This is a genomic window from Chromobacterium sp. CCUG 30098, from assembly GCF_059916605.1.
Genome location: NZ_JAUCGS010000011.1, coordinates 42,996 through 66,073, shown reverse-complemented (window position 1 = coordinate 66,073; position 23,078 = coordinate 42,996). Strand labels below are relative to the sequence as shown.

Below are 23,078 nucleotides of genomic sequence, written 5' to 3'. Positions count from 1 at the left end.
GCATCGTTTTTGCCCGCAGGTCCAAACGGGGTATGATGGCAGACCGTATCGTTTATAGCGTTTGCACACTCCGCCGCCCATGTCCCAGCATACTTTTTCCCCGGATGGGAACGCCCATCTCAGCCCCAAGGCCTGGTATCAGGCCGCCAGCGAAAAACCCGGCTTCATCCACGACGCGGCCCAGGCGGCGGCGATCGAGGAGCTGGACCTGCTGTGGCATCAGCTGGTGGAGTTCAAGAACAAGCGCAATCGCTTCCTCGGGCGCAGCCTGCGCAGCCCGGATGTGCCCAAAGGCCTGTATTTCTGGGGCGGGGTGGGGCGCGGCAAGAGCTTTCTGATGGACGCCTTCTACGCCTGCGTGCCTTACCGCCGCAAGCGCCGCATTCATTTCCACAATTTCATGGCCGAGGTGCACCGCGAGTTGCGCGCGCTGGCCGGCAGCAAGGATCCCTTGCTGGCCTATGCCGACAAGATCGCCCGCGACACCCGTCTGCTGTGCTTCGATGAATTCCACGTCAGCGACATCGCCGACGCGATGATGTTGGGCCGGCTGCTGTCGGCGCTTTTCGATCGCGGCGTGGTGCTGGTCACCACCTCCAACTACGCGCCGGACGGCCTCTATCCCAACGGCCTGCAAAGGCAGAACTTCCTGCCCACCATTGAACTGATCAAGCGCGAGCTGAAAGTGCTGAACGTGGACGGCGGCAACGATTACCGGCTGCGCGAGCTGACGCGCGAACCGCTGTTCATGGTGCCGGCGGACGCGGCCAGCGAGGAGAAGATGGAGCAGCTGTTCCAGCGCCTGAGCCACGGCGTGGAGCAGAAAAAGCGCTCCATCGAGGTGCTGGGCCGCGAGATTCCGGTCAAGCGCCTGGCCGCCGGGGCGATCTGGTTCGACTTCCCGGCCTTGTGCGACGGCCCGCGCGCGCAGACGGATTACCTGGAAATCGCCACCGAATACCATACCGTCTTCGTCAGCGGCATTCCCAAGATCACCGCGCGCGAGGCGTCCATCGCCCGCCGCTTCACCTGGCTGGTGGACGTGTTCTACGACAACCGCGTCAAGCTGGTGGCTTCCGCCGCCGCCGAGCCGGAACAGCTGTACACCGAGGGGGTGCAGGCCGGCGAATTCTTCCGCACCGCCAGCCGGCTGACCGAGATGCAGTCGCGCAGCTATCTGGAGCTGCCGCACCAGTCCGTCGGCCAGACCCACGACCAGCCGCCGGCCGGCGTGGTGCTGTAAGCGGCGACGCGCATGGACGCCGCCGGCCTGCTGCGGCAAGTGCGCGCCTGCCGGCTGTGCGCGGACAGCCTGCCGCATGGCCCGCGCCCGGTGCTGCAATGGCATCCGGACGCGCGGATCCTGATCGCCGGCCAGGCGCCGGGGCGGCGCGTGCACGCGTCCGGCCTGCCGTTCGACGACCCCAGCGGCGAGCGCCTGCGCGATTGGCTGGGCGTGGACAAGACGGTGTTTTACGACGAGACCCGCATCGCCATCCTGCCGATGGCTTTCTGTTATCCCGGCACCGGCAAGTCCGGCGACCTGCCGCCGCCGCCGCAATGCGCGGCCGCCTGGCGTCAGCCCTTGCTGGACGGCCTGCCGCATGTGCAATTGACGATTTTGCTGGGCCAGTACGCGCAGCGCTACCACCTGCCGGGCCGTTATCCGCGGCTGACCGAGGCGGTGGAGCGTTGGCGCGAACACTGGCCGGCGCTGCTGCCGCTGCCCCACCCCAGTCCGCGCAATCAGCTGTGGTTTCGCCGCCACCCCTGGTTCGAGGCCGAGTTGCTGCCGGCTTTGCGGCAACGGGTGGCGCAGGCGCTGCAGGGCTGAGCGCGGTTCATCATCGATTTCTCTCCAAGGAGGCCGCAATGTGGCGACGCTGGATCTGGAACGGCAAGCAATGGTTGTTTGACTGGGGCGTGCGCCAGCAACGGCGCTGGGCCGGGCTGAGGCCGCGGCGGCGGCGCCTGGAGCAGGGCGAGTTGAGCTGGCTGGAGCGTCCGGCGCCGGCCGGCGCGGCGGTGGTGGTGATGTTGCACGGCTTCGGCGCGGAGAAAGACCACTGGGCGATGCTGGCGCGCTGCCTGCCCAAGACCTTGCGCCTGATCGCGCCGGATCTGCCCGGTCACGGCGACAGCATGTCCGGCCTGGACATCAGTTACCGGGTGGAGGCGCAGGCGGACCGGCTGCATGCCTTTCTGAAGGTCTGGGGCGCGGAGCGCGTCCATCTGATCGGCAACTCCATGGGCGGCGCCATCGCCGCCAACTTCGCCGCGCGCTATCCGCAGTCGGCGGCCAGCCTGACCCTGCTCAACGCCGCCGGCGCCGGCGTCAGCGCCAGTGAAATGGCCGAGCTGTGGCAGCGCAGCGGGGAAAACCCAATGTTGGACATGAGCAGCGCGGACGGGGTGCGGGCGATGCTGGACTGGGCGATGTACCGGCCGCCGCGGGTGCCCGGTTTCGCCATTGAGGTGGCGGCGGCGCGCAAGGCGGAGCGAGCCGCGGTGGAGCGCAAGATTTTCGACGATCTGTTCGACAGCGTGGACCAGCGGCCGCTGCTGGCCGGCATCCAGGCGCCGACGCTGATCGTCTGGGGCCGCGAGGACCGCATCCTGCACGTGGAGGACGCGGATTGCTTCGCCGCCGCCATCGCCGGCAGCGAAAAGCGGGTGCTGGAGCGGGTGGGCCATCTGCCGATGATGGAACAGCCGCGCCAGGTGGCGGAGCTGTGGCTGGATTTTATGCGGCGGCGATCCGGCGTCTGAGAACCGGTTGACGAGCGCCGCGAGCGGCGCGCCTCCTCCTTGACGCCGGCCGGCCTCAGGCCGCCGGCCTGGCTTGCGCCTGAGCCGTCGCGACGGCGTCCCCGCGCAGCAAGGCCAGGCCGCAGGCGATCACCACCAGCTGGGTGCCTATCAGGCTGGCGAAGCCCATGGCGAAGCCGCCGCCGCTGTCGCCGCTCAGACCGATCAGCCAACCCATCAGCACCGGCATGAAGCCGGCCGTCAGCCCGCCCACGCCATTGGTGATGCCGAAGGCGCAAGCCACGTGCTCGGCCCGCGCGTAGTACTGGACGGTGCTGGGGATCGCCGGGCTTTGCAGGCCCCAGCACAGCCCGGCGGCGGTCAGGCAATAGGCGGCGGCGTAACGGTCCGTGCTGTTGATGGCCAGCAGCACCGCCAGCGCCACGCCCAGGCTGGCGAAGACGAAGATCAAAGGCACGCGGCGGCGCGGGGTGACGTCCAGCAGCAGGCCGCCCAGCAGCACGCCCAACACCACCGCGTATTGCGGCAGCGAGGCCAGCCAGCCCATTTCGCGCAGGGAGAAGCCGCGCGCCTGTTGCAGATAGGCCGGCAGCCAGTTGCTGCTGCCCCACAGATAGGCGAGAAAAGCGGCGGTGAGCAGGGTCATGGTCAGGATGTGGCGGGTGTGGAAGGCCCCCCGGAACAGATCGGCCACGGTGGCGAGCGCGGCGCGCGGGGACTCCGGCCGCGGCAAGGCGGCGTAAGAGAGGGGCATGCGCACGAAGGCCAGCACCAGCGGCACGCCCAGCAGCACATTGAGCAGACCCAGCAGGTGGAAGGACGATTCCCAGTCCAGCAGCGCCACGGTGTAGCCGATCAGCGGATAGCCGACGGCCAGCCCGAGGCCGGTGCCCATATTGAACAAGGCGTTGGGCTTGCCGCTTTCCCCGCTGTCGAAATGGGCCTTGATGTAGGAGGAGCCCAGCGCGAACAGCGGCCCTTCGGCGAAGCCGAGCAGCGCGCGCGACGTCAGCAACATGCCGTAGCTGTTGAACCAGGGCGAAACGAAGGTGATCAGCCCCCAAAGGCACAGCCCGTAGATCAGGCTGCGGCGCACGCCGAACAAAGCGGCGCAAAATGGGGTGAACAGGATGGCGGACAGGCCGTAACCGGCCATGAAGGCGGTGGCCAGCAATCCTTGCGCGCCGCGATCGTGCACGGTGATGCCCAGGTGGCGCAGAAAGTCGTTCTGGGTGATCAGCACCGCGATATTGATCCGGTCTACGTAGGAAATGGCGACCACCAGGAATAGCGTGGCCACGCCCAGCCAGCGTTGATTGCGTGTGTTCATTGCTCTTTCTCCTATTGCGTGGGGCGGTCTTGTTGCCGCTCGAGGCGCGCCGGCGGCGGGCGGGCGCAAAGGCTCCCCGCCGGCCCGCCTGGGGCTGGTTGTGGTGAAGGGGGAGACCGTCGCGCCCATCGCGGGCGCGCGTTTTACAGATCCAGGACCAGCTGCCGGCTCTTGCAGCCGGAGACGCAGATCATCATGGTGTTGCCGGCCCGGCGCTCGGCCGGGCTCAGCACCGAGTCGCGGTGCTCCGGCTCGCCGTCCAGCACCCGGGTTTCGCAAGCGCCGCAAATGCCTTCCCGGCAGCTGCAGTCAACCTTGACTCCGTGGGCCAGCAAGGCGTCGAGCAGGGATTGGCCGGCGGCCACATTGAGCTTGCGCCCGCTTTGGGCCAGCACCACTTCGTAGGGCGCGCGCTCGGCGGCGTCGGCCTGCGCGGCGGGCTTGGCGGCGAAGCGTTCGATGTGGACATGGGGCAGGGCCAGGTCCGCGCATATTTGCTCAAAGCTGTCCAGCATGGGGCCGGGGCCGCAGCAATAGAAATGGCTGTCGGCGGGGAAGCGTTCCAGAAAGCCGGCGAGCTTGGGCGGGCAGCCGGCTTCGGCGTCGATATGCCAGTCTATCGGCTGGCCGCCGCGGGCGATGTCGTCGGCCAGCGCCGCCTGTTCGCGCGCGCGGGCGCAGTAGAGCAGGCTGACCGGCCGGCCCAGTCCGCGCATCCGCGCGTACATGCTGTAGATGGGCGTGATGCCGATGCCGCCGGCGATCAGCACGGTTTGGCCGGCGCTTTCTTCCAGTCGGAAATGATTGCGGGGCGCGGAAGCCGGCAGTTCCGCGCCGACGCGCAGCTGCTGATGGATGTAGAGAGAGCCGCCGCGGCTGGCGCGGTCCAGCTGGACGGCCACCACGTAGGCGCGCGGCGCGCAGCGCGGCGTGACCAGCGAGTAGCTGCGCGCCATGCCGTTGGGCAGGTGCAGATCGATGTGGGCGCCGGCCTCGGCTTGCGGCAGCGGGCCGCCGTCCGGCCGGGCCAGCTCCAGGCTGAGCACGCCGTCGGCTTCGCGACGCATCGCCTCCAGGCGCAGGGTGAGCAGGGTTTGAGTCATGGCGGGATCTCGTTGCGGGCGTGGAGCGGCATGGCCGCTCCGACGCGGGGTTCAGCCTTGAGCGGCAGCCATCTGTTCGGCGGCGAGGCGGCGCAGATAGCGGCGCTGGCGCACGATGCCCATATCGTGCTGGTACAGGAACTCCCGGTCCCAAGCGTCCAGCTCCATGTTTTCCAAGGCCACCCGGTCTTGTTCCAGCACCTGCCAGTGACGCGCCTCCAGCCGGTTTTTATACAGAAAGCGCCAGGCATCGCGCTGCCAGCCGCTGACCTTGCGGCAACGCCAGAACACCACCGCGCACAGTTCGCGGCTGATCGGGGTGTACATGCCGATGATGGTGAAGTTGCCGCCGGGGCCGCCGGTCTTGGGGTAGGGGATTTCCAGCCGGTGCCACATCGCCGCGCCGTCGTCTATGAGCTCGGTCCAGTCAAAGTTGACGTTCTTCTGCCCGGTTTTCTCAAAGACGAAACCCTGTTCCAGATCCCGGATGGCGAATTCAGCCTGGCTGGCGCCCTCGGACATGGTGTGGGATTGCTTGTGCAGAAAGGCGCCGTGCATTGGGTCCATTACATTGTCGGCCGCGTAGCGGTAGTCGTTGCCCCATTCCACATAACAAGGGAAGTGGCTCCATTCCTCGGAGCTCAGATATTCCGGCAGCCGCAGCGGAGGCGGCGCGTCCACCTCTTGGCTGGCGTTGTAGATGAAGATCATGCCGGCCTGCTCCTCCACGTGAAAAGCGAGTGTGGCCTTGGCGCCTTCCAGTTTGCAGCCGGGGCTGCCCGGCACCCGGGTGACGGTGCCGCGGCAGTCGACTTCCACGCCGTGATAAGCGCAGCCCAGGCGGTCGCCCAGCACAAAGCCCATGGACAGCGGCGCGCCGCGGTGCGGGCAGTGGTCTTCCAGGCAGTGGACCTTGCCGCTGGCGGGCTCGCGCCACAGCGCCAGCTTGTAGCCAAGGCGGCGCAGGCTGACGGCGCGGTCGTTGACGAAACTGGACGGACAGACCATGTGCCAGCGGTCTTTGAGGCCCTTGGCCAGGTAGGCGTCGATCTGTTCCATGCTGAAATCGCTCATGATGTTCTCCTCGGTAGTTTTATTTGGCCAGACGCGCCATTTCGGCGCGGAACAGCGCTTCGTTCCAGCTGCCGCCGTTGGGCGCGGACGGGCCGTGCTGGTTCAGGTGGGCCACCAGGCTGCTCAGCTCGTGGACTTCCTGCGCGTAAGCCCGTTCGAGGGCGTCGCCCAGTAGGTCTTCGTAAGGCGTGGGGGCGGTTTGCTGCGCCTGGCGGGGCTCCAGATAGCGGGACGGGATGACTCGGCTCATGGGGTTCTCCTTGGGACGGGGTGCGGTTTAGCGGTCGGTTTCGCCGGTTTTGTCGGTGAGAAAGCCCCGACGCGGCGTCTCGGCGTGTTTGGGGCGGCGGGTATGGCCGTCCAGGCCGCCGGCCACCGCCCATTCCGCGAAGCGTTCCGGGCCGGGCTCGAAATCGCGCGGCTGCCAGGCTTCGGTCAGTTCGTCTTCGTCGCTGTAGTACTCGACCAGGCCGCCGGCCGGGTTTTCGAAGTACCAGAAGTAGGCCGAGGAGATGGGGTGGCGGCCCGGGCCCAGTTCGGTTTTCCAGCCGAGCCGGTCCATGGCCAGGCCGCCGCCTATCACTTCGTGTATGTCGCGCACGGCGAAAGCCACGTGGTTGAGGCCTTTCTTGCCACTGGGCAATTGCAGCAGGAACAGGTCGTGGTGGCCGCCGCGCGGCGCGCAGCGCAGGAAGCTGCCGCGTTGCGGGTATTGGTCGGACAGGGCGAAACCCAGCCGGTCGCAGTAAAAGCGCACCATGGCTTCGCGCTGGTCGACGAAGAGCACCACATGACCCACTTCTATCGGTTGGGCGCGTTCGTAAACCGGGGCGCGCTGATCCACGCGCGGCCGTTCGCTCCAGCTGTTGAAGCGGGCGCAGTCCAGTTGCAGCGGGCGCTTGCGGCTGACTTGCAGCGCGATGCTCAGGCCGCAAGGGTCCTGGCAGCGCAGCCGCTCCGCTTCGAGCCGGAAGCCGGGCAGATTGCGCAGCCGCGCGGCGTATTGATCCAGATCGCCGGCGCTTTCAACGCCCCAGACCACTTCCACCAAGGTGGGCCCTTCCTCCAGGCCGGCGGGCAGTCCGGGCAGGTCCGGATGGGAGACGCGCACCACGCAGTCGTTGAGGCTGCGGAACTCCAGTTGCTGATCGCTTTCCCGCTCCAGGCGCAGTCCCCAATCCAGGAAAAAGCGTTTGCAGGCGGCCAGATCGGCCGCGCGATAGTTCACTTCGTCTATGCCAAGCACCGCCATGGCGGATCCTCCTCTTGTTGTGAAGCCGGTGGAATGCGGTTTAGCGAGCCCAGGGCAACGGCTCGGGGTTCAGCCCCCAGTACACGCCTTTCTGTTCCATATACTGCAAGATGCCGTGGCGGCCTTTTTCGCGGCCCAGCCCGCTGTCACGCCAGCCGCCGAAGGGGGTGGCCGCCGAGAACTGCTTGTAGGTGTTGATCCATACGGTGCCGGCCTGCAGCGCGCGCGCCATCCGCCAGGCGCGTTGCGCGTCTCGGGTCCAGACGCCGGCCGCCAGCGCGTAGACGCTGTCGTTGGCCTGGGCGATCAGGTCGGCCTCGTCGTCGAAGGGCAGCGCCGCCAGCACCGGGCCGAACACCTCGTCCCGGCATAGCCGCGCCTGGTTGTCCAGGCCGTCGACGATGGTGGGCGGGTAGTAATGGCCGCGATCAAACAGGGCGCCGCGCGGACGCTCGCCGCCGCAGAGCAGGCGGCCGCCGTCTTCCAGCGCGCGCGCCACATGGGCTTCCACCTGCTCGCGGTGGGCGGCGCTGATCAGCGGCCCCATCTGGGTGGCGGGGTCGGCCGGGTCGCCCAGGCGCAAATGCCGGGCGCCGGCCGACAGCCGGGCGATGAAATCGGCGTACAGCGGGCGGGCGATGAAGAGCCGGGAGCCGGCGACACAGGATTCGCCGGAGGAGCTGAAGATGCCGTAGAGCACGCCGGCCACGGCGTGGTCGAGGTCGGCGTCGGCAAACACGATGGTCGGGGATTTGCCGCCCAGCTCCAGCGATACCGGCATCAGTTTTTGCGCCGCCAGCGCGGCGATGTGGCGGCCGGTGGCGGTGCCGCCGGTAAAGGCCACGCGCCGCACCAGCGGATGACGCGCGATGGCGTCGCCGATCAGCGAGCCCTTGCCTGGCAGCACGCTGAGCAGGCCCTTGGGCAGGCCGGCCTGTTCGCAGATTCTGGCCAACTCCAGCGCCAGCAGCGGCGTGGCCTCGGCCGGTTTCAGCACCACGGCGTTGCCGGCGGCCAGGGCCGGCGCCAGTTTTTGCGCCTCGCTGGCGATGGGGGAGTTCCAGGGGGTGATGGCGGCCACCACGCCCATGGGCTCGTGCAGGCTCAGGCTCAGATAATCGCCGCGCGAGGGGGTGACGCTGTCTTCCAGTGTTTCGCATGCGGCGGCGAAGAATTGAAAGGTGTCGGCGGCGCTGGCCACCAAGGCGCGGGTTTCCCGGATGGGTTTGCCGTTGTCCAGTCTTTGCAACTGGGCCAGTTCTTCGGCGCGCGCGCGGATGCCTTCGGCCACGCGGTAGAGCACCCGCGCGCGTTGGTGCGGCTTCCACTGCGGCCAGCCGCTGGCGTCGAAGGCGCGTTGCGCGCCCTGGACGGCTTCTTCCACATCGTCCAGGCTGGCGGCGTGCAGACAGGCCACGGCTTCGTCGGTGGCGGGGTAGCGGCTGTGATAGAGATCGCCGCGACCTGGCCGCCACGCGCCGGCGACGCAGATGGGCAGGGGGGAGGAGAGTGTGCTCATGATGGCTCCTAGATGGCGATGGCCCGGACATGGTTGAGCAAGGCTCGGACCACGCTGTAAACCGTGAGGGCGGAGGTTTTCGGGTTGCCGGGCAGCGCTTGGCCTTGCAGGCTGAGACTGAGCTCGCCGAAGCCGCCGCGGGCGTCTATGCAATGCTGGTTGCCGTGGACGGCCGGGTCGGCGTAGAGCCGGACCTGCACCCGGTCCAGGCCCAGGCTGGCCAGCGCCACGGTGGCGGCGACGTTGGCGTTCTTGGGAAAACGCCGCGCCGCTTCCCGCGCGCTGCCGGAGAAGATCAATTGCGCCTGGCTCAAGGCCGCCAGATCCCAATCCCGTTCCGCCGGCGTGCCGCGCCAGGCCAGCGGCGGCTTGCGGCCGGTGTAGCTCACCTGTTCCAGCTCCCCCAGACGAGCGGCGGCCAGCGCGTCGATGGCGCCGACGGCGCCGGAGAGCAACCGCGCTTGCGCGCCGCCGCGCCGGGCCGCCTGTTCCAGCCGTTCCGCCAAACCGTCTTCGGTCAAGGCGCCGGCGGAGACGATCAGGCAGTCGATGCCGCGCTCCAGCGCCGGCAGCACGTGTTGGGCGACGGCGGCGTGGCCGGCGCATTCCACCAGCAGATCCGGCGCGGGCGCGTTCGGGTCCAGCGCGCGCCGCGGCCTCGCCTGCGGGGCGAGGCGGGCCAGGGTGTCGCGGACGCGGGCGTCGTCCGGCGCGGGCACCAGCACCTGGTCGACGCGCAGGGCCGGCTCCGCAGCGATCCCCTCCAGCACGCCGGCGCCGACGGCGCCGCAGCCCACCAGGGCGATGTCCAGCACGGGTTTGGGATGAGAGCGGTTCATGGGCTCAGTCCTGTTGCTTGGTGGGCGGGCCGGCGAAGGCGCTTTTGAAGCGGCCTATCGCCAGCATGTCGATTTCCAGCAGGAAGGGGCCGCTGTGCTCCAGCGCCGAGGCCAGCGCCTGATCCAGTTCCTCCAGCCGGCTCACTTTGCGGTGCGGCAGCCGCAGCGAGGCGCACAGCTGGGCGTAGTCCGGAGTGTGCAGGTCCACATAGCAGCGGCGGCCGCCGTAGTGGGCGTCCTGGATGTTCTTGATCACGCCGTAGCCCTGGTCGTTCATCAGAATCATCACCAGATCCGCCTGTTCCTGAACCGCGGTGGCCAGCTCGCCCAGATTGAGGATGAAGCCGCCGTCGCCGGCCAGGCCCAGGGTTTTGCGGCCGCTGCCGTAGGCGGCCGCGCCGATGGCGGCGCCTATGCTCATCGCCAGCCCCTGGCCGATGCCGCCGCCCAGCGCGTGTACGCCGGTGGTGGCGGAGAACAGCCGCAGCTGGCGGTTGCCCCAGGTGCTGTTGGAGACGGTGACGTCGCGCACCCAGTTGAAGTCGCGGCCAATGCGGGCTTGCAAGGTTTCCACCAGGCGGCGATAGGGGCCCAGCCCGTCCAGCAGCGCGTCCACGGCGGCCTGGCGCGCGCGCCACAGGTCGGCGGGCAGGGCCGGGTCCACGCGCATCCGGCCTTCCAGCCGCCGCGCCAGCCCGTCCAGCGCCAACGCGGCGTCGCCGCAGACGAAGACGTCGTCGACGTAGCCGCGGCCTTCCGCCGCGGGGTCCGCGTCGATGCGGTACAAGGGGCGCGGCAGCTTGAGCTGGTATTTCAGGGTTTCATTGCCGCGCAGGCGGGAGCCGACCACCAGCATGGCGTCGCAACTTTGATAGAGGGTCTCCACCGGCGGGTGCAGGTTGTAAGCGCCCAGGCTGCGTTCATCGTCTTCCGGCACAATGCCGCGCCCCTGGGTGCTGCTGACCACGCCAAAACCCAGGCGCAGCAAGCGTTGAGCCGCGTCGGCCGCGCCGCGCGCGCCGCCGCCCAGCCACAGCAGCGGCCGGCGCGCCGCGGCCAGCCGGTCCGCCAGCGCGTCGAGCGCGGCCTCGGACGGGACGGCGATCAAGGGCGGCAGCGGCGCGAGATCGGCCGGCAGCGGGATGCGCTCGGCCTGGATGTCGATGGGGATTTCTATGCTGACCGGTCCGCAGGGCGCGCTCAGCGCGGCGCGCGCCGCCTGTTTGAACACGCCGACCGCGGTTTGCGCGTTGCGCACGCGGAAGGCGGCCTTGGACACGGCGCGCAGCATGCCGAGCTGCTCGGGCGCTTCATGGATGTAGGCCAGCTCCTGGTCCAGATAGGGCGTTTCGATCTGGCCGGTGATGTGCAGCAGCGACGTGCCGGCGGTCAGTGCCTCCACCATGCCGCCGGCGGCGTTGCCGGCGGCGGTGCCGGTGCTGGTCAGACAGACGCCCAGCCGCCCGGTGGTGCGGGCGCAGGCGTCGGCCATATTGGCGGCGCCGGCCTCTCCGCGCGCCGGCACGAAACGGATGCGGCCGCGTTGGTTCAGCGCGTCGAGTATGGGCATATTGTGGATGGAGATCACCCCGAAGGCGGCTTTGACGCCGCAGTTTTCGAGGAAGATCGCCAGCGCTTCGCCGACGGTGACAGTGTGTTTATCGGGCATGACGCGACAGGCCTCCAGAGATGTCGAGATGGCTTCCCGTGGTGTAGGAAGAGAGCGGGGATGCGAGGAAGAACACGGCTTGGGCGGCCTCTTGCGGCAGGCCCAGCCGGCCGAGCGGAATTTGTTTGCGCGCGGCGAGCGCGGCGCTCCATTGGTCCCAGTCCTGCGCCGGGTCCTCGCGCTCGGCAAAGCGCCGCCGCCATTGTCCGGAGTCGACCAGGCCGATCAGGATGCCGTTGACGCGCACGCCGCGCGGGGCGAACTCGGTGGCCAGCGAGCGAACCAGATTGAGCACGCCGGCGCGGGCGGCGGAGGTGGCGACCATATGCGGTTCCGGCTGCAGGGCCAGCAGCGAGTTGACGCAGACGATGGCGGCCGGCGCGCGGCGCTCCAGCTGGGGCAGGAAGCCGCGGGTGGGATGGATGACCGACAGGAATTTCAGCCGCAGCTCGTCCAGCCAGTCTTCATCGCTGGTGTCGGCGAAGGTGGACACGCGGCCCTGGCCGGCGTTGTTGACCAGGATGGACGCCGGGCCCAGCTCGGCCTCCGTTTCCGCGGCGAAGGCGTTCACCGCTTCGCGGTCGAGCACGTCGCAGGCGCGGGCCAGCAGCCGGGCGGCGGGGAAGCGTTGCCGCAGCAGCGCTTCGGCCTGAGCCAGCCGGGCGGGATCGCGGCCGCAAAAAGCCACCGCGGCGCCGGCGGCGAGAAATTGTTCGACGCAGGCGAGGCCGATGCCGGAGGAGCCGCCGGTGACGACGGCGACGGACTGATCAAGATCGCAAAAGCTCATCGGAGGCTCCGTTCACAGGTGGATGACTTTGCCCATGCCGCCGCCGGCGTGGCCCAGCGCGCGGGACAGTTCGGCGGCGGCGGCGCGGATGTGGCCGGCCAGCGCATCGGCTTGGCCGGGCTCCAGCCTGGGCATGGGGAGGGTGGCGCCGATGGCGGCGATGATGGCGCCGCCGTGGTTGCGCACCGGGGCCGCCACGGTGGAGATATTGGTTTCGAAGAAGCCTTCACCCACCAGGCAGGTGCGCTCCCGGTCTTGCTGCAGCAGGTGGAACAGCTCCAGCGTGTTGCGTGGGGTCTGGCTGGAATGGATGTCCAGATGCTCTTCCGGATACAGCTCGCGCAGTTTCTCCAGCGGCAGTTCCGACAGCAGGATGCGGCCGAACACGGTGGCGTGAGCGGGCAGCCGGGCGCCGATATTGATGTTGGAGGCGATCCAGGACGGCGGGTTGACCTTGGCGACGTAGACGATGGAGCGTCCGTCGCGCACCACCAGGCTGCAGGCGTGGCCGATCCGGTCGCGCAGCCGGCCCAGCACCGGCAGGCCCAGTTCGGTCAGTTCCAGCGAGGACAGGTATTCGAAACCCAGGCGCAGCACGGCGATGCCCAGCCGATAGTCGCGGCCGCCTTCCGCGCGTTCGATGAAGCCCAGCTGTTCCAGCGTGGCCAGCATGCGGAACACGGTGGAGCGCGGCAGCGCCAGCCGGCGCGCCAGCTCCGGCGCGCTCAGCGTGGGCTCGCCGCGGCTGAATTCGCCCAGCAGGCGCAGGCCGCGCTCCAGGGCCGGCACGGTATAGCGGGCGGCCGCGTCGTTGAGGTTCTGCTCATCCATGATGGGCTTCCTTGGTGTGGGGGTGGGACGGGGCGAGAGCGGCGCTGAGCAAGTCGGCGAGCGCCGCCGGCGCCTCCACGTGACAGGCGTGGCCGCAGCCGGGAATCAGATGGAAGGGCGCGTTGAAGGCGGCGGCCACGGCCTGGCAATCCGCCGGCGGCGTGGCCAGATCGCGCTCGCCGCAGAACACCGTCACCGGCAGCGGCGACGGCGCGTAGCGGGCGATGTCGTCGCCAGTCAGCAGTTCGACGGCTTGGCCGTAGCCGTCCTCCTTGAGTTGGGCCATATTCCAGCGCACCCAGGCGCGCGCGGCGGCGTCGGCGGAGGCGGAGAGCAGGCGGGCGGGCGCTTGCGCAGCCACTTGGGCAATGCCTTGGGTGTGCAGCGCGCGCAGCCGTTCGCCGCGGACGCGCGCGCCGTCGGCGCGCCGATCGGCCGCGCCGTAGCCTTGGGCCGGCGAGACCAGCAGCAGCCGTTCCAGCCGCTGCGGATGCCGGCGCGCATGGGCGGCGGCCATCAGTCCGCCCAGGGAATGGCCGACCAGGGCGCAGCGGGTGACGCCGGCGGCTTTGAGAAAGCCTTCCAGCGCCTGCGCGTAGTCGTCGGCCTTGGGGCGGGCCTGCGGCAAGGGGCTGGTGTCGCCGTAGCCGGGGGCGTCCCAGGCCAGCACGCGAGCGTACGGCGCCAGCGCGGCGGCCACCTCCATCCAGCTGGCCGAAGTGGAGCCTATGCCGTGCAGCAGCACGACGGTGGCGTCGCCGCCGCCGCATTCGCGGTAGGCGACGACGCGGTCGTTCACCTGGAGCCGGCGTTCCGGAAAACATTGGCGCAAGCGTCGGCGCAGCTTGAGGAGCAGGGTTTCATCGGCGTTAGCGGGCAGGTCCAGTGCGCTCATGGCGGTTTTCCTTCAGTGCATGACGAAACCGCCGTTGACCGCCAGCAATTGGCCGGTGACGAAGCGGGACAGGTCGGATAGACAGAACAGCACGGCGCCGCAGACGTCGTCCGGGGTTTGCGGCCGTTCCAGCGCGCGTTGCGACACATAGTGGCGGTGGCGCTCGGCCGCCACCTGCTCGGTGGCCTCGCCCAGAGTCAGCCCGGGCGCGACCGCGTTGACGGTGATGCCGGCCGGCCCCAGTTCGCGGGCCAGGCTGCGGCTCATGGCGATGACCGCGCCCTTGCTGGCGGCGTAGGCCAGCAGCCGCGGCGCGCCCCACAAGGCGGTGTCGGAAGCGAGGTTGACCACCGCGCCGCGCCCGGACGCGCCCAGCGCCTGGGAACAGGCCATGGTCATCAGCCAGACGCCGCGCACGTTCACCGCCATCACCCGGTCCCAGCACTCAATATCCAGCTCGGCGGCGGAGACGCCGCCGGAATCGGTGACCGCGCCGTTGTTGACCAGGCCGTCCAAGCCGCCCAGGCGCTGGACGGCGTCCTCGGCGCAGCGGCGGATGGCGTCCGGGTCGGCCAGATCCAGCGGCAGCGCCCAGGCTTGATGCCCGGCGGCGCGCAGTCGTTCGGCCTGGGCCTGCGCCTGTTCATGGCGCAGGTCCGCTATCGCCACCGCGGCGCCTTCGCGCGCCGCGCTCTCGGCGAAGGCGAGCCCCAGGCCGCGCGCGCCGCCGGTGATCAGAATGCGTCTGTCCTTGAGGTTGTCCGGCATGAAATCTCCTTGAAAGGGTTAGCGTGGGCGCGAGGCCGTTTGCGGATTAGAAATGCCATTCCAGATTCAGGCTGGGCGTATTGGTGTCGATGCCGGGACCGCCGCTGTTGCCGTAGGTGTTGCGGCGCAGCTCGTAACCCAGGCCAAGCCAGAGCGCGTTCTTGGCCTTGAAGGCCAGCAGGCCGATATCGGCCATCAGCGAGGGGCGGATCAGGTATTCGGCGGTGGTGTCCCGGTTCTGGTAATCCTTGCCCTTTTTGGCGTTGTAAAAGGCGTAGCCCTGGAATTTCAGCGGCAGCCCGGCCCACTGGAAAGGCAGGCCCCAGGCCAGTTCCAGGCGCGGAAAGGGATCGAAGGCGACGCTATTGCTGTTGCCCGCCTGGCGGCAGGGGTTCAGGCCGCATTCGCCCCATTCCCGCGCGTAGAGCAGGGCCAGATTGAGGTAGCCGGGCACGTCGAACTGCGCGGTGGGGCCGATGACCAGCATGCGTTTGGCCGGGGAAAAGGCGGAGTTCTTGGTTTCCACGTCGAAGCCGGCTTGCAGCGAGAAGTCGCGGATCGGGCCGAAGTCGGCGGTGCTGCCGCTGAGCTTTTTCCATTGCAGCTGATGACGGTAGGCGAGATAGAACTCGGTGGCGCCGTTGTCCGCGCCGGAGCTGGACGGGTCGGCGCCGTTGGAGCGCAGGTAATCCAGCACGAAGAAATTGCTGCCTAAGCGATAGGCGGAACTGTGGTTGAGGGTGAGGATCTGTTTGCGGATGTCCCGGTTGTTGCCGGGCTCCTGATAGGCGTTGCCGAAGCGGTAGCCGATGAAGGTGTCGGACCAGTCCGCGGCGTAGGCGGGCGCGGACAGGGCCAGGCAGAGCGCGGCCAGCGTCCGGGGGCGTCGGACGCGGGACGGTCGAGTACAGGGCAAGCGGATAGGGGGCATTGCTGTTTCTCCTCATAAACCTGGTCGTCATTGAATGCGCCGGTTTTTATTTTTGTTCCACCTATAAAACAAGGATTTATTTGTGGAACATGATCGACTTTATGAGGTGAAAACCGAGCAAAATATTAGGGTTTTCCCTAATGTTTGGCCTGGGTTCGGCTTGCCTAGGCTATAGAAGATTTCATTAATGAAATCATGTTTCATAGACGGAACAAATGGGGCGCCCAGCGCCGCGCCCTGCGTTCCGGTTTCGACATTCCAGCCTGCGAGCAGGCTGCCCGCCGTTGAAAGACCACCATGAACAATGATCGTTTGAATGAATTGGTGCGGGAGGCTCTGCCTTCCTTGGCCAGGCCGGCCGACAAGAGCTTTGCCGAGTGGATGGCGTCGCGTTGCGTGTTGCGTTCCACCCGCCGTTACGACTGGGACGCCTTGAAGTTTCAGGCGGATTTCAAGCCGGAGTACGGCCGCGCGCAGATGCGCTATGTCGGCACCGGCGCCACCGGGGTGGCCGCCGACGGCAATACCGTGCCGGCGGTGCACTTCACTTTTTCCACGATGAAGATTCCGCCCGGCCATATCGGCCCCCTGCATCTGCACACCGACGCGGAGGAGATCTTCTTTGTGTTGCAAGGCACGGTGAAGCTGTTTTGCGAATCTTTGGAAGGGGAGCGTTGGGAGGCGGTCGTCGGCCCGCGGGATCTGATCTCGATTCCGCCGGGGATCTACCGCGGCGAAGAGAATGTGGGCGACGACGACGCCTTGCTCTGTGTGATGGTGGGATCGCCGCGGCCGATGACGCCGACTTACCGGCCGGACGACCCCTTATCCAGGATCAAGCGCTGATGGCCTGTCGCTGACACGTTGCGCTCAAAACAAAAGCCGCCCGGCGCATGGCGCCGGGCGGCTTTGGGCACTGCGAAGCAAGAGGGCGCTTAGGCGCGCTTCTTGAATTCGTTGGTGCGGGTGTCGATTTCGATCTTTTCGCCGGTGTTGACGAAGGCCGGAACCTGAACTTCGAAGGTAGTGCCCACCAGGCGAGCCGGCTTCAGCACTTTGCCGGAGGTGTCGCCGCGTACGGCCGGTTCGGTGTATTCCACTTCGCGAACCACGGTGGTCGGCAGTTCAACCGAGATGGCCTTGCCGTCGTAGAAGGTCACTTGGCACACTTCTTCCATGCCGTCGACGATGAAGTTCAGCGTGTCGCCCAGGTTGTCGGCTTCCACTTCGTACTGATTGAATTCGGTGTCCATGAACACGTACATCGGATCGGCGAAGTAGGAGTAGGTGCAGTCCTTGCGGTCCAGCACGATGACGTCGAACTTGTCGTCGGCGCGGTATACGGCTTCGCTGCCGGCGCCGGTCAACAGGTTCTTCATCTTCATTTTCACAACGGAGGCGTTGCGGCCGGATTTGCTGAATTCAGCCTTCTGCACGACCATCGGGTCGCTGCCTACCATGAATACGTTGCCGGCGCGGAGTTCTTGTGCGGTTTTCATTACTAAAAGTCCCAAACTCTTGATTGAAGTCGGAAAAAAAGGTTTCCGAAAAACGGCGTATTCTAGCCGATTTCCCGGACAAAGTGCAGCAGTCTGTCGCCCAGATCGCCGTCCGCCAGCAATTTTTCCGGCCAGGCGGCGGCATGCTCGCGCCAGGCGGGCAGCCAGGCGGCCAGTTCCGTCCACGCGGCGGCCATGTCGGCGCCGTGGTTCCAGGCATGGCTGGCGGCGCTCAGCGCCTGCGCCGCGCCGGCGGGCAGCGCCGCGCCGTACTGTGACAAAAAGGCATCAAGCTTGGCCAGATGGGCGGCGGCGTCCTGCGGGTAGATGTGCCACAGAAACGGCCGGCCGGCCCATTGCGCGCGCACGAAGCTGTCTTCGCCGCGCACCAGATTGAGGTCGCAGGACCACAGCAGCAGGTCGTAGCTGTCCTGGTCGGTCATCGGCAGCACCTTGACCGTCAGCTGGCCCTGGCGCGCCAGCATGCCGGCGCGCAAGGGGTAGCCGAAGACGCGGGCGGCGTCCGGCAGCGCCTTGCCTTCCGGCAGCAGGCAGGTGATCGGACGCTCGCCCAGCGCCCAGGCGGCCAGCAGGCTGGTGACCGCCGGGTTTTCATAGGTGAACAGGCTGACCCGCCACTCGTCCGCGGCCGGCTCGGGCAGTTCCAGCAGCTGCCAGTAGGCGCGGCGCGCCAGCGCGTCGTCCTGCCATTGGCGGCGGACGTCGAGCAGGCCCTGTTCGCAGATCAGGCCGCCGGTGTCGGCCTCGAAGCCGGGGAAGAAGAAATGCTTGGTCAGCGGCAGCCGCGGATGCGGCGAGGGCTGGCGGTGGCAGCCGCGGGTCCAGTCTTCCGCCGACAGGTATTCCAGATTGATCCACACCGGCTTGACCGCCTTGGCGGCCATCGCCTGTTCAAAGTGCTCCGGCAGCCGGCAGCCGAAGGCCTCGATCACCACCTCGGCGGGCACAGTGTCCGCGGGCGGGCCGTCCGCCGGCCAGTGGCGGACGTCGATGTCGGCCAGACGCTGGGCGGGCAGGGCCGGGTCCAGATCGGGCGCGATGCGGGCGAAGCTGGCCAGGTCGTCCACCCATAGCCTCACCTCCAGGCCGAAGTCGTGGGCCAGCCGGCGCGCCAGCCGCCAGGCGACGCCGATGTCGCCGTAGTTGTCGACCACGGCGCAGAAAATATCCCAGTGTTTGCGTTCCATTGGCGGTGCCGCGCGTGAAAATGGCGGCAGCTTAGCACGCCGCCGCGGGTTCATGAAAAACCCCGCGCCGGAGCGCGGGGTTGCATGTTGCATAAAGATTAAGACGCCGCGGACAAAGGCCTGAGTTCGTAGCGTGGGCAAGTCCTTTGGGCTTGTCCACGCTACAACTAGATCAAAACGCGGTGATTGCTTTTAGAACTGGTTTACGATCTCGCGAGCTAAGGCGAGACAAGGCGAAAACGGCTGAGAAAGCGGAATGTACGCGTGGTACATGAGCATTTCGAAGCTGTTTTCAACGCCGTATCGCCGACGCGCAGCAGATCGTAAACAGGTTCTTAGAAAATGGACATCCACAGGCCGGCCGTGGTCGCGGTCATGAAACCCGCCATCACCGCGGCGGCCAGCGCGCGCATGCCGATCTGGGCCAGTTCCTTCTGCCGCGACGGCGCCAGCGCGCCGATGCCGGCGACGCAGATGCCCACCGAGCTGAAGTTGGAGAAGCTGGACAGCGCGAAGGTGGAAATCAGGATGGCTTGCGGCGACAGGGTGCCGGCGGCCTTCATCTTGGCCAGGTCCAGATAGGAGATGAACTCGTTGACCACGATCTTCTGGCCCAGCAGGCTGCCCACTTCCAGGGTTTCGTGCCAGCTCACGCCCATCATGAAGGCGAACACGCGGAAGGCCTGGCCAAACAGGTATTGCAGCGTCAGGCCGTCGAACACGCCGTTGGTGGAGGCCTTGATCATTTCGTTGACGCCCAGCGCGGCGCCGATGCCGTCCTTCACCACGAAGTTGGCCAGCGCGATCATGGACACGATGGCCAGGATGATGGTGGCCACCGCGGCGGCCATCTTCATGCCGGACATCGCGCCGTTGACGATGGCGTTGATGAAGCTGCCCTGATCGTCGTCCTGGCTGTAGTCCAGCTTGTCGCTGGAGGCGTGGTCGCGGTCGGTTTCCGGGTAGATGATCTTGGCGAACACCGCGGCCGCCGGCGCGTTCATGAAGGAGGCCATCAGCAGATAGGTGGCGAACTTGGCTTGCTCCGCCGGATTGCTGCCGCCGAGGAAGGCGACGTAGGCGGCCAGCACGCCGCCGGCCAGCGTGGACATGCCGGCGATCATCACGCAAGCCAGCTCGGAGCGGCTCATGTGCTGGATATAGGGGCGGATCAGCAGCGGGGCCTCGGTCTGGCCGAGGAAGATGTTGCCGGCCACGGTCAGGCTTTCCGGGCCGGACAGCTTCATGCTGCGCTTCATCACCCAGGCCATGCCGGCCACCACGCGTTGCAGGATGCCCAGATGGTAGAGCAGGGCGCTGAAGGCGGAGAAGAAGATGATGACCGGCAACACCATGAAGGCGAACAAAAAGCCCATGCTGCCGCTGGGTTTGGCCAGGTCGCCGAACACGAAGCTGGCGCCTTCGCCGGAGAAGGTCAGCACTTTGGCGAAGCCGGAGCCGAAGGCTTCGAACACCGCGCGCGCGGCGGGCACGTAGTTGATGACCAGGAACAGCGAGCTTTGCATGATCAGACCGATCAGCACGATGCGCCAATTGATGGCTTTGCGATTGGTGGACAGCGCATAGGCGGTGCCCAGCAGGAACAACATGCCGACGAGAGCTTGTAAGGTATTCACGAACAACCCTGAGATGATGGTGCGGAAGTTGACAAGCCGGCGCGCGGCGCCGGACAAGGCGGATCCAACGATTATTAGATGATGATTAGCTAATATTGCTCAAGGGGCGCGATTTTACAGCAAAAATCGGATAACGAAAGCGATTGCGACGCTTTGTCATTGATTTTATTCGATTTGGGTGAAGATTGGGCCGGCGGCGGGACATGCGGGCGCGCCGCGTCGGAGCAAAAAAATCCCGGCGCGGGGACGCGCCGGGAGGGGGTTGGGCGAGCGCGGGGCTTCAGTCGCGCCGCGGCGTCTCGTCCTTGGCGTCCTTGGGCTTGTCGTCGTCCATCAGGATGCGGTGGGCCGGGCCCTCCATGTCGTCGAACTGGCCGTTGCGGGTGGCCCACCAGAAAATGCCGCCGATGACGAAGGCCAGCACCAGGCTGAGCGGGATGAGCAGATACAGGCTTTCCATCAGGGTCTCCGTTTGACCAGTCGGAGGGCGTTGCCGACTACGATGAGGGAGCTGGACGCCATGCCCAGGCTGGCAATCCACGGCGTGACATGGCCGGCGATGGCCAAGGGCAGCGCCACGATATTGTAAGCGGCGGCCCACCACAGGTTTTGACGAATCACAGACAAGGTCTTGCGCGACAGCTCGAAAGCGCTGGCGATCAGCCCCAGCCGGTCGCCTATCAGCACCATGTCGCCGCTGGCGCGCGCCACGTCGGTGCCGCCGCCCATGGCGATGGACACGTCGGCCTTGGCCAGCACCGGCGCGTCGTTGATGCCGTCTCCCACCATCAGCACGCGCTTGCCGGCGGCTTGCAGCCGGCCGACATAGGCCAGCTTGTCCTCAGGCGCGGCGCGGGCGATGTGGGCGTCCATGTCCAGCTGGCGCGCCAGGCTGGCCACCGCGCCGGCGCCGTCGCCGCTGAGCAGGTGCACGCGCAGGCCGCGCTGTTTCAGCTGGCGCAACAGCGGCGCCGCGTCGGCGCGCACCGCGTCGCCGATGGCGAACAGCGCCACCAGTTCGGTTTCGTCCGCCAGCGCGATCAGGGTCTTGTCGCCGTGCCAGTCGGCGGCGGGCAGCGGGCAGTCGCCCAATTGGGCGGCGATGAATTCCGGCGAACCGATGCGCCAGGCGCGGCCATCCAGCTGGCCGGTCACGCCCTGGCCGGGGTGGTTGCGCAGCGCTTCCGCGGCCTGCTGCGGGCCGTCTCCGGCGGCGGCCAGCAAGGCGCGCGCCACCGGGTGTTCCGAGCCCTGTTCCAGCGCCGCCGCCGTGGCCAGCGCCGCCGCCGCGTCGCGGCCGGGCGCGGTCCAGCTGTCCAGCAGCCGCATATCGCCATGGGTCAGGGTGCCGGTTTTGTCGAACACCACGTCGCTGATCTTGGGCAGGGTTTCCAGTGCATGGCCGCGGGTGGTCAGCACGCCCAGCGCCGCCAGGTGGCCGGAGGCGGCGGTCAGCGCCGCCGGGGTGGCCAGCGACAGCGCGCAGGGACAGGAAATCACCAGCACCGCCACCATGATCCACAGCGCGCGGTCCGGCTCGATATAGTGCCAGCCGATGTAAGTGCCGGCGGCGGCCAGCAGCAGCAGCGCGACGAACCAGCTGGCGAAGCGGTCGGCGATCACCGCCAGCCGCGGCTTCTCCGCCAGCGCCTGGTCCAGCAGCCGCACGATGCCGGCCAGCCGGGTGTCCTGACCGGTCTGATCCACCCGCACCACCAGCGGGCTGGCGGCGTTGACGCTGCCGGCGATCACCGCGGCACCGACGTCTTTGCTCACCGGCCGGCTTTCGCCGGTCAGCAGCGCCTCGTTGCTGGCGCTGTGGCCATCCAGCACCACGCCGTCGGCGGGAATGGTCTCGCCGGGCTTGATCAGAATCACGTCGCCGGGACGCAGCTGCGTCACCGTGGTTTCCTCGCTTTGACGGCTGGCGGGCCAGCCGGCCAGGCGGTGGGCGAAGGCGGGGATCAGCTTGACCAGGCTTTCGGTGGCTTCGCCGGCCTTGCGCCGGGCGATGCCTTCCAGATAACGGCCGCCCAGCAGCAGGAACACGAACATGGACACCGAGTCGAAATAGACGCCGTGCTCCACCTTGTTGATCAAGGCCCAGAAGCTGGACAGGAAGGCGGTGAGAATGCCTATGGTCACCGGGGTGTCCATGCCCACGCGCCGGGTCTTGAGGTCGCGCCAGGTGGCGCGGTAGAAGGGCACGGCGGAGTAGAGCACCACCGGCAGCGTCAGGATGAAGCTGGACCAGTGCAGCAGCCACAGGAAGTCCGGCGAAATCTCGCCGTCCGGCGCCAGGTAGATGGGCACCGCGTACATCATCACCTGCATCATGGACAGGCCGGCCGCCCATAGGCGGTTGATCGCCTGCTTGCGCTCTTTCTGGTTCAGCGCTTCCTGGCGTTCGGCGTCGTAGGGGTGGGCGCGGTAGCCGATGGCGCTGACCGCCTCCAGGATGGCGGACAGCTGGACCCGGCTATTGTCCCAGCGCACGCGGGCGCGGTGATTGCTGTAATTGATGTCGACGCTGACGATGCCGGGCAGCTGGCGGATGTGCTGCTCGTTGAGCCAGACGCAGGCGGCGCAGGTGATGCCTTCCAGCATCAGCGAGGCCTCGCGCAGGTTTTCGGCCTCGAAGCGCACAAAGCTGCGCTGAAGCTCGTCGGAATCGTAGAGTTTGATCTGCTCCAGCAGTTCGAGCGGCACCGGCTCGGCCTGGCGCGCGCCCTCGGTGCGGTGCTGATAGTAATCGGACAGGCCGGACTGGATGATGGTGACGGCTACCGCCTGGCAGCCGGCGCAACAGGTGGGCTGATCGACTTCGCGGTATTTGACCGGGAACCGGACGTCGGGCGGCACCGGCAGGCCGCAGTGGAAGCAGTTTTCACTCATGATGGCCGATTGTAATCAATCCGGCCGCGTTTGGCTTGCGCTAGCGTGTTGGAATCAGCCGCGGCAGCC

The 23,078-nt window shown here is 67.5% G+C and carries 22 protein-coding genes; 4 read left to right on the top strand and 18 right to left on the bottom strand.

All coding sequences use genetic code 11. The features are described 5' to 3' along the window. Window positions 1–79 precede the first annotated feature (79 nt). From zapE to QUG03_RS20420, 3 genes are read left to right on the top strand one after another with little or no spacing between them, the layout of a single operon-like run. Entirely contained in the window at window positions 80–1,243 is a 1,164-nt protein-coding gene (zapE, locus tag QUG03_RS20430) for a cell division protein ZapE (protein ID WP_500820828.1), read from the top strand. Window positions 1,244–1,255: 12 nt separating this feature from the next. Next, the gene (locus QUG03_RS20425) at window positions 1,256–1,834 is read left to right on the top strand and encodes a uracil-DNA glycosylase family protein (RefSeq protein ID WP_500820826.1); all 579 of its coding nucleotides are present in this window, start codon (window positions 1,256–1,258) and stop codon (window positions 1,832–1,834) included. A gap of 38 nt (window positions 1,835–1,872) precedes the next feature. Further along, window positions 1,873–2,769 (top strand): alpha/beta fold hydrolase, encoded by an 897-nt coding sequence (locus tag QUG03_RS20420; protein WP_500820825.1) that lies wholly within the window; start codon window positions 1,873–1,875, stop codon window positions 2,767–2,769. Between the two features lie 55 nt (window positions 2,770–2,824). Here the strand turns inward: QUG03_RS20420 and QUG03_RS20415 are convergent, their stop codons facing one another. From QUG03_RS20415 to QUG03_RS20355, 13 genes are all read right to left on the bottom strand, one after another. Beyond that, window positions 2,825–4,099, bottom strand: coding sequence for an MFS transporter (locus tag QUG03_RS20415; RefSeq protein ID WP_500820824.1), 1,275 nt, complete (start codon window positions 4,097–4,099; stop codon window positions 2,825–2,827). A gap of 143 nt (window positions 4,100–4,242) precedes the next feature. Next, window positions 4,243–5,202 carry a PDR/VanB family oxidoreductase gene (locus QUG03_RS20410; protein WP_474456160.1) on the bottom strand — a complete coding sequence of 320 codons (960 nt, stop codon included), beginning with the start codon at window positions 5,200–5,202 and terminating at the stop codon, window positions 4,243–4,245. Between the two features lie 51 nt (window positions 5,203–5,253). Beyond that, window positions 5,254–6,276: a Rieske 2Fe-2S domain-containing protein gene (locus QUG03_RS20405; protein WP_500820822.1), complete on the bottom strand. Its 1,023-nt coding sequence runs from the start codon at window positions 6,274–6,276 to the stop codon at window positions 5,254–5,256. 19 nt (window positions 6,277–6,295) lie between these two features. Beyond that, entirely contained in the window at window positions 6,296–6,526 is a 231-nt protein-coding gene (locus QUG03_RS20400; RefSeq protein ID WP_500820821.1) for a recombinase-like helix-turn-helix domain-containing protein, read from the bottom strand. A 27-nt stretch (window positions 6,527–6,553) separates the two neighbouring features. Further along, window positions 6,554–7,528 carry a VOC family protein gene (locus QUG03_RS20395; RefSeq protein ID WP_500820820.1) on the bottom strand — a complete coding sequence of 325 codons (975 nt, stop codon included), beginning with the start codon at window positions 7,526–7,528 and terminating at the stop codon, window positions 6,554–6,556. A gap of 40 nt (window positions 7,529–7,568) precedes the next feature. Then, the gene (locus QUG03_RS20390; RefSeq protein WP_500820819.1) at window positions 7,569–9,047 is read right to left on the bottom strand and encodes an aldehyde dehydrogenase; all 1,479 of its coding nucleotides are present in this window, start codon (window positions 9,045–9,047) and stop codon (window positions 7,569–7,571) included. An 8-nt stretch (window positions 9,048–9,055) separates the two neighbouring features. Continuing rightward, window positions 9,056–9,886, bottom strand: coding sequence for an aspartate dehydrogenase (locus QUG03_RS20385; RefSeq protein ID WP_474456165.1), 831 nt, complete (start codon window positions 9,884–9,886; stop codon window positions 9,056–9,058). Between the two features lie 4 nt (window positions 9,887–9,890). After that, window positions 9,891–11,555: a thiamine pyrophosphate-binding protein gene (locus tag QUG03_RS20380; RefSeq protein WP_500820818.1), complete on the bottom strand. Its 1,665-nt coding sequence runs from the start codon at window positions 11,553–11,555 to the stop codon at window positions 9,891–9,893. Continuing rightward, window positions 11,545–12,345, bottom strand: a complete 801-nt coding sequence (locus QUG03_RS20375; RefSeq protein WP_253315403.1) for an SDR family oxidoreductase — start codon at window positions 12,343–12,345, stop codon at window positions 11,545–11,547. Before QUG03_RS20375 ends, QUG03_RS20380 begins: the two co-directional genes overlap by 11 nt. A gap of 12 nt (window positions 12,346–12,357) precedes the next feature. After that, window positions 12,358–13,176 carry an IclR family transcriptional regulator gene (locus QUG03_RS20370; protein ID WP_107799132.1) on the bottom strand — a complete coding sequence of 273 codons (819 nt, stop codon included), beginning with the start codon at window positions 13,174–13,176 and terminating at the stop codon, window positions 12,358–12,360. Continuing rightward, window positions 13,169–14,071, bottom strand: a complete 903-nt coding sequence (locus tag QUG03_RS20365) for an alpha/beta fold hydrolase (RefSeq protein WP_500820817.1) — start codon at window positions 14,069–14,071, stop codon at window positions 13,169–13,171. The genes QUG03_RS20370 and QUG03_RS20365 overlap by 8 nt, the downstream gene beginning before the upstream one ends. Window positions 14,072–14,083: 12 nt before the next feature. Then, window positions 14,084–14,839 carry an SDR family oxidoreductase gene (locus tag QUG03_RS20360; RefSeq protein ID WP_500820816.1) on the bottom strand — a complete coding sequence of 252 codons (756 nt, stop codon included), beginning with the start codon at window positions 14,837–14,839 and terminating at the stop codon, window positions 14,084–14,086. A gap of 46 nt (window positions 14,840–14,885) precedes the next feature. Continuing rightward, entirely contained in the window at window positions 14,886–15,770 is an 885-nt protein-coding gene (locus QUG03_RS20355; RefSeq protein ID WP_500820815.1) for a hypothetical protein, read from the bottom strand. 297 nt (window positions 15,771–16,067) lie between these two features. Between QUG03_RS20355 and QUG03_RS20350 the strand changes: the two genes are divergently transcribed. Then, window positions 16,068–16,616 (top strand): cupin domain-containing protein, encoded by a 549-nt coding sequence (locus QUG03_RS20350; protein WP_337881939.1) that lies wholly within the window; start codon window positions 16,068–16,070, stop codon window positions 16,614–16,616. An 89-nt stretch (window positions 16,617–16,705) separates the two neighbouring features. On the opposite strand, the gene efp is transcribed toward QUG03_RS20350, so the two are convergent. From efp to QUG03_RS20325, 5 genes are all read right to left on the bottom strand, one after another. Next, window positions 16,706–17,269: an elongation factor P gene (gene efp, locus QUG03_RS20345; RefSeq protein WP_048412240.1), complete on the bottom strand. Its 564-nt coding sequence runs from the start codon at window positions 17,267–17,269 to the stop codon at window positions 16,706–16,708. 62 nt (window positions 17,270–17,331) lie between these two features. Then, a complete protein-coding gene (gene earP, locus QUG03_RS20340) occupies window positions 17,332–18,477 on the bottom strand; it encodes an elongation factor P maturation arginine rhamnosyltransferase EarP (protein WP_500820814.1) in 1,146 nt (381 codons plus the stop codon). A gap of 335 nt (window positions 18,478–18,812) precedes the next feature. After that, window positions 18,813–20,114, bottom strand: a complete 1,302-nt coding sequence (locus tag QUG03_RS20335; protein ID WP_107801759.1) for a NupC/NupG family nucleoside CNT transporter — start codon at window positions 20,112–20,114, stop codon at window positions 18,813–18,815. A 280-nt stretch (window positions 20,115–20,394) separates the two neighbouring features. Continuing rightward, a complete protein-coding gene (gene ccoS, locus QUG03_RS20330; protein WP_019103031.1) occupies window positions 20,395–20,574 on the bottom strand; it encodes a cbb3-type cytochrome oxidase assembly protein CcoS in 180 nt (59 codons plus the stop codon). Beyond that, entirely contained in the window at window positions 20,574–23,009 is a 2,436-nt protein-coding gene (locus tag QUG03_RS20325; RefSeq protein WP_486636920.1) for a heavy metal translocating P-type ATPase, read from the bottom strand. Before QUG03_RS20325 ends, ccoS begins: the two co-directional genes overlap by 1 nt. Window positions 23,010–23,078 lie beyond the last annotated feature (69 nt).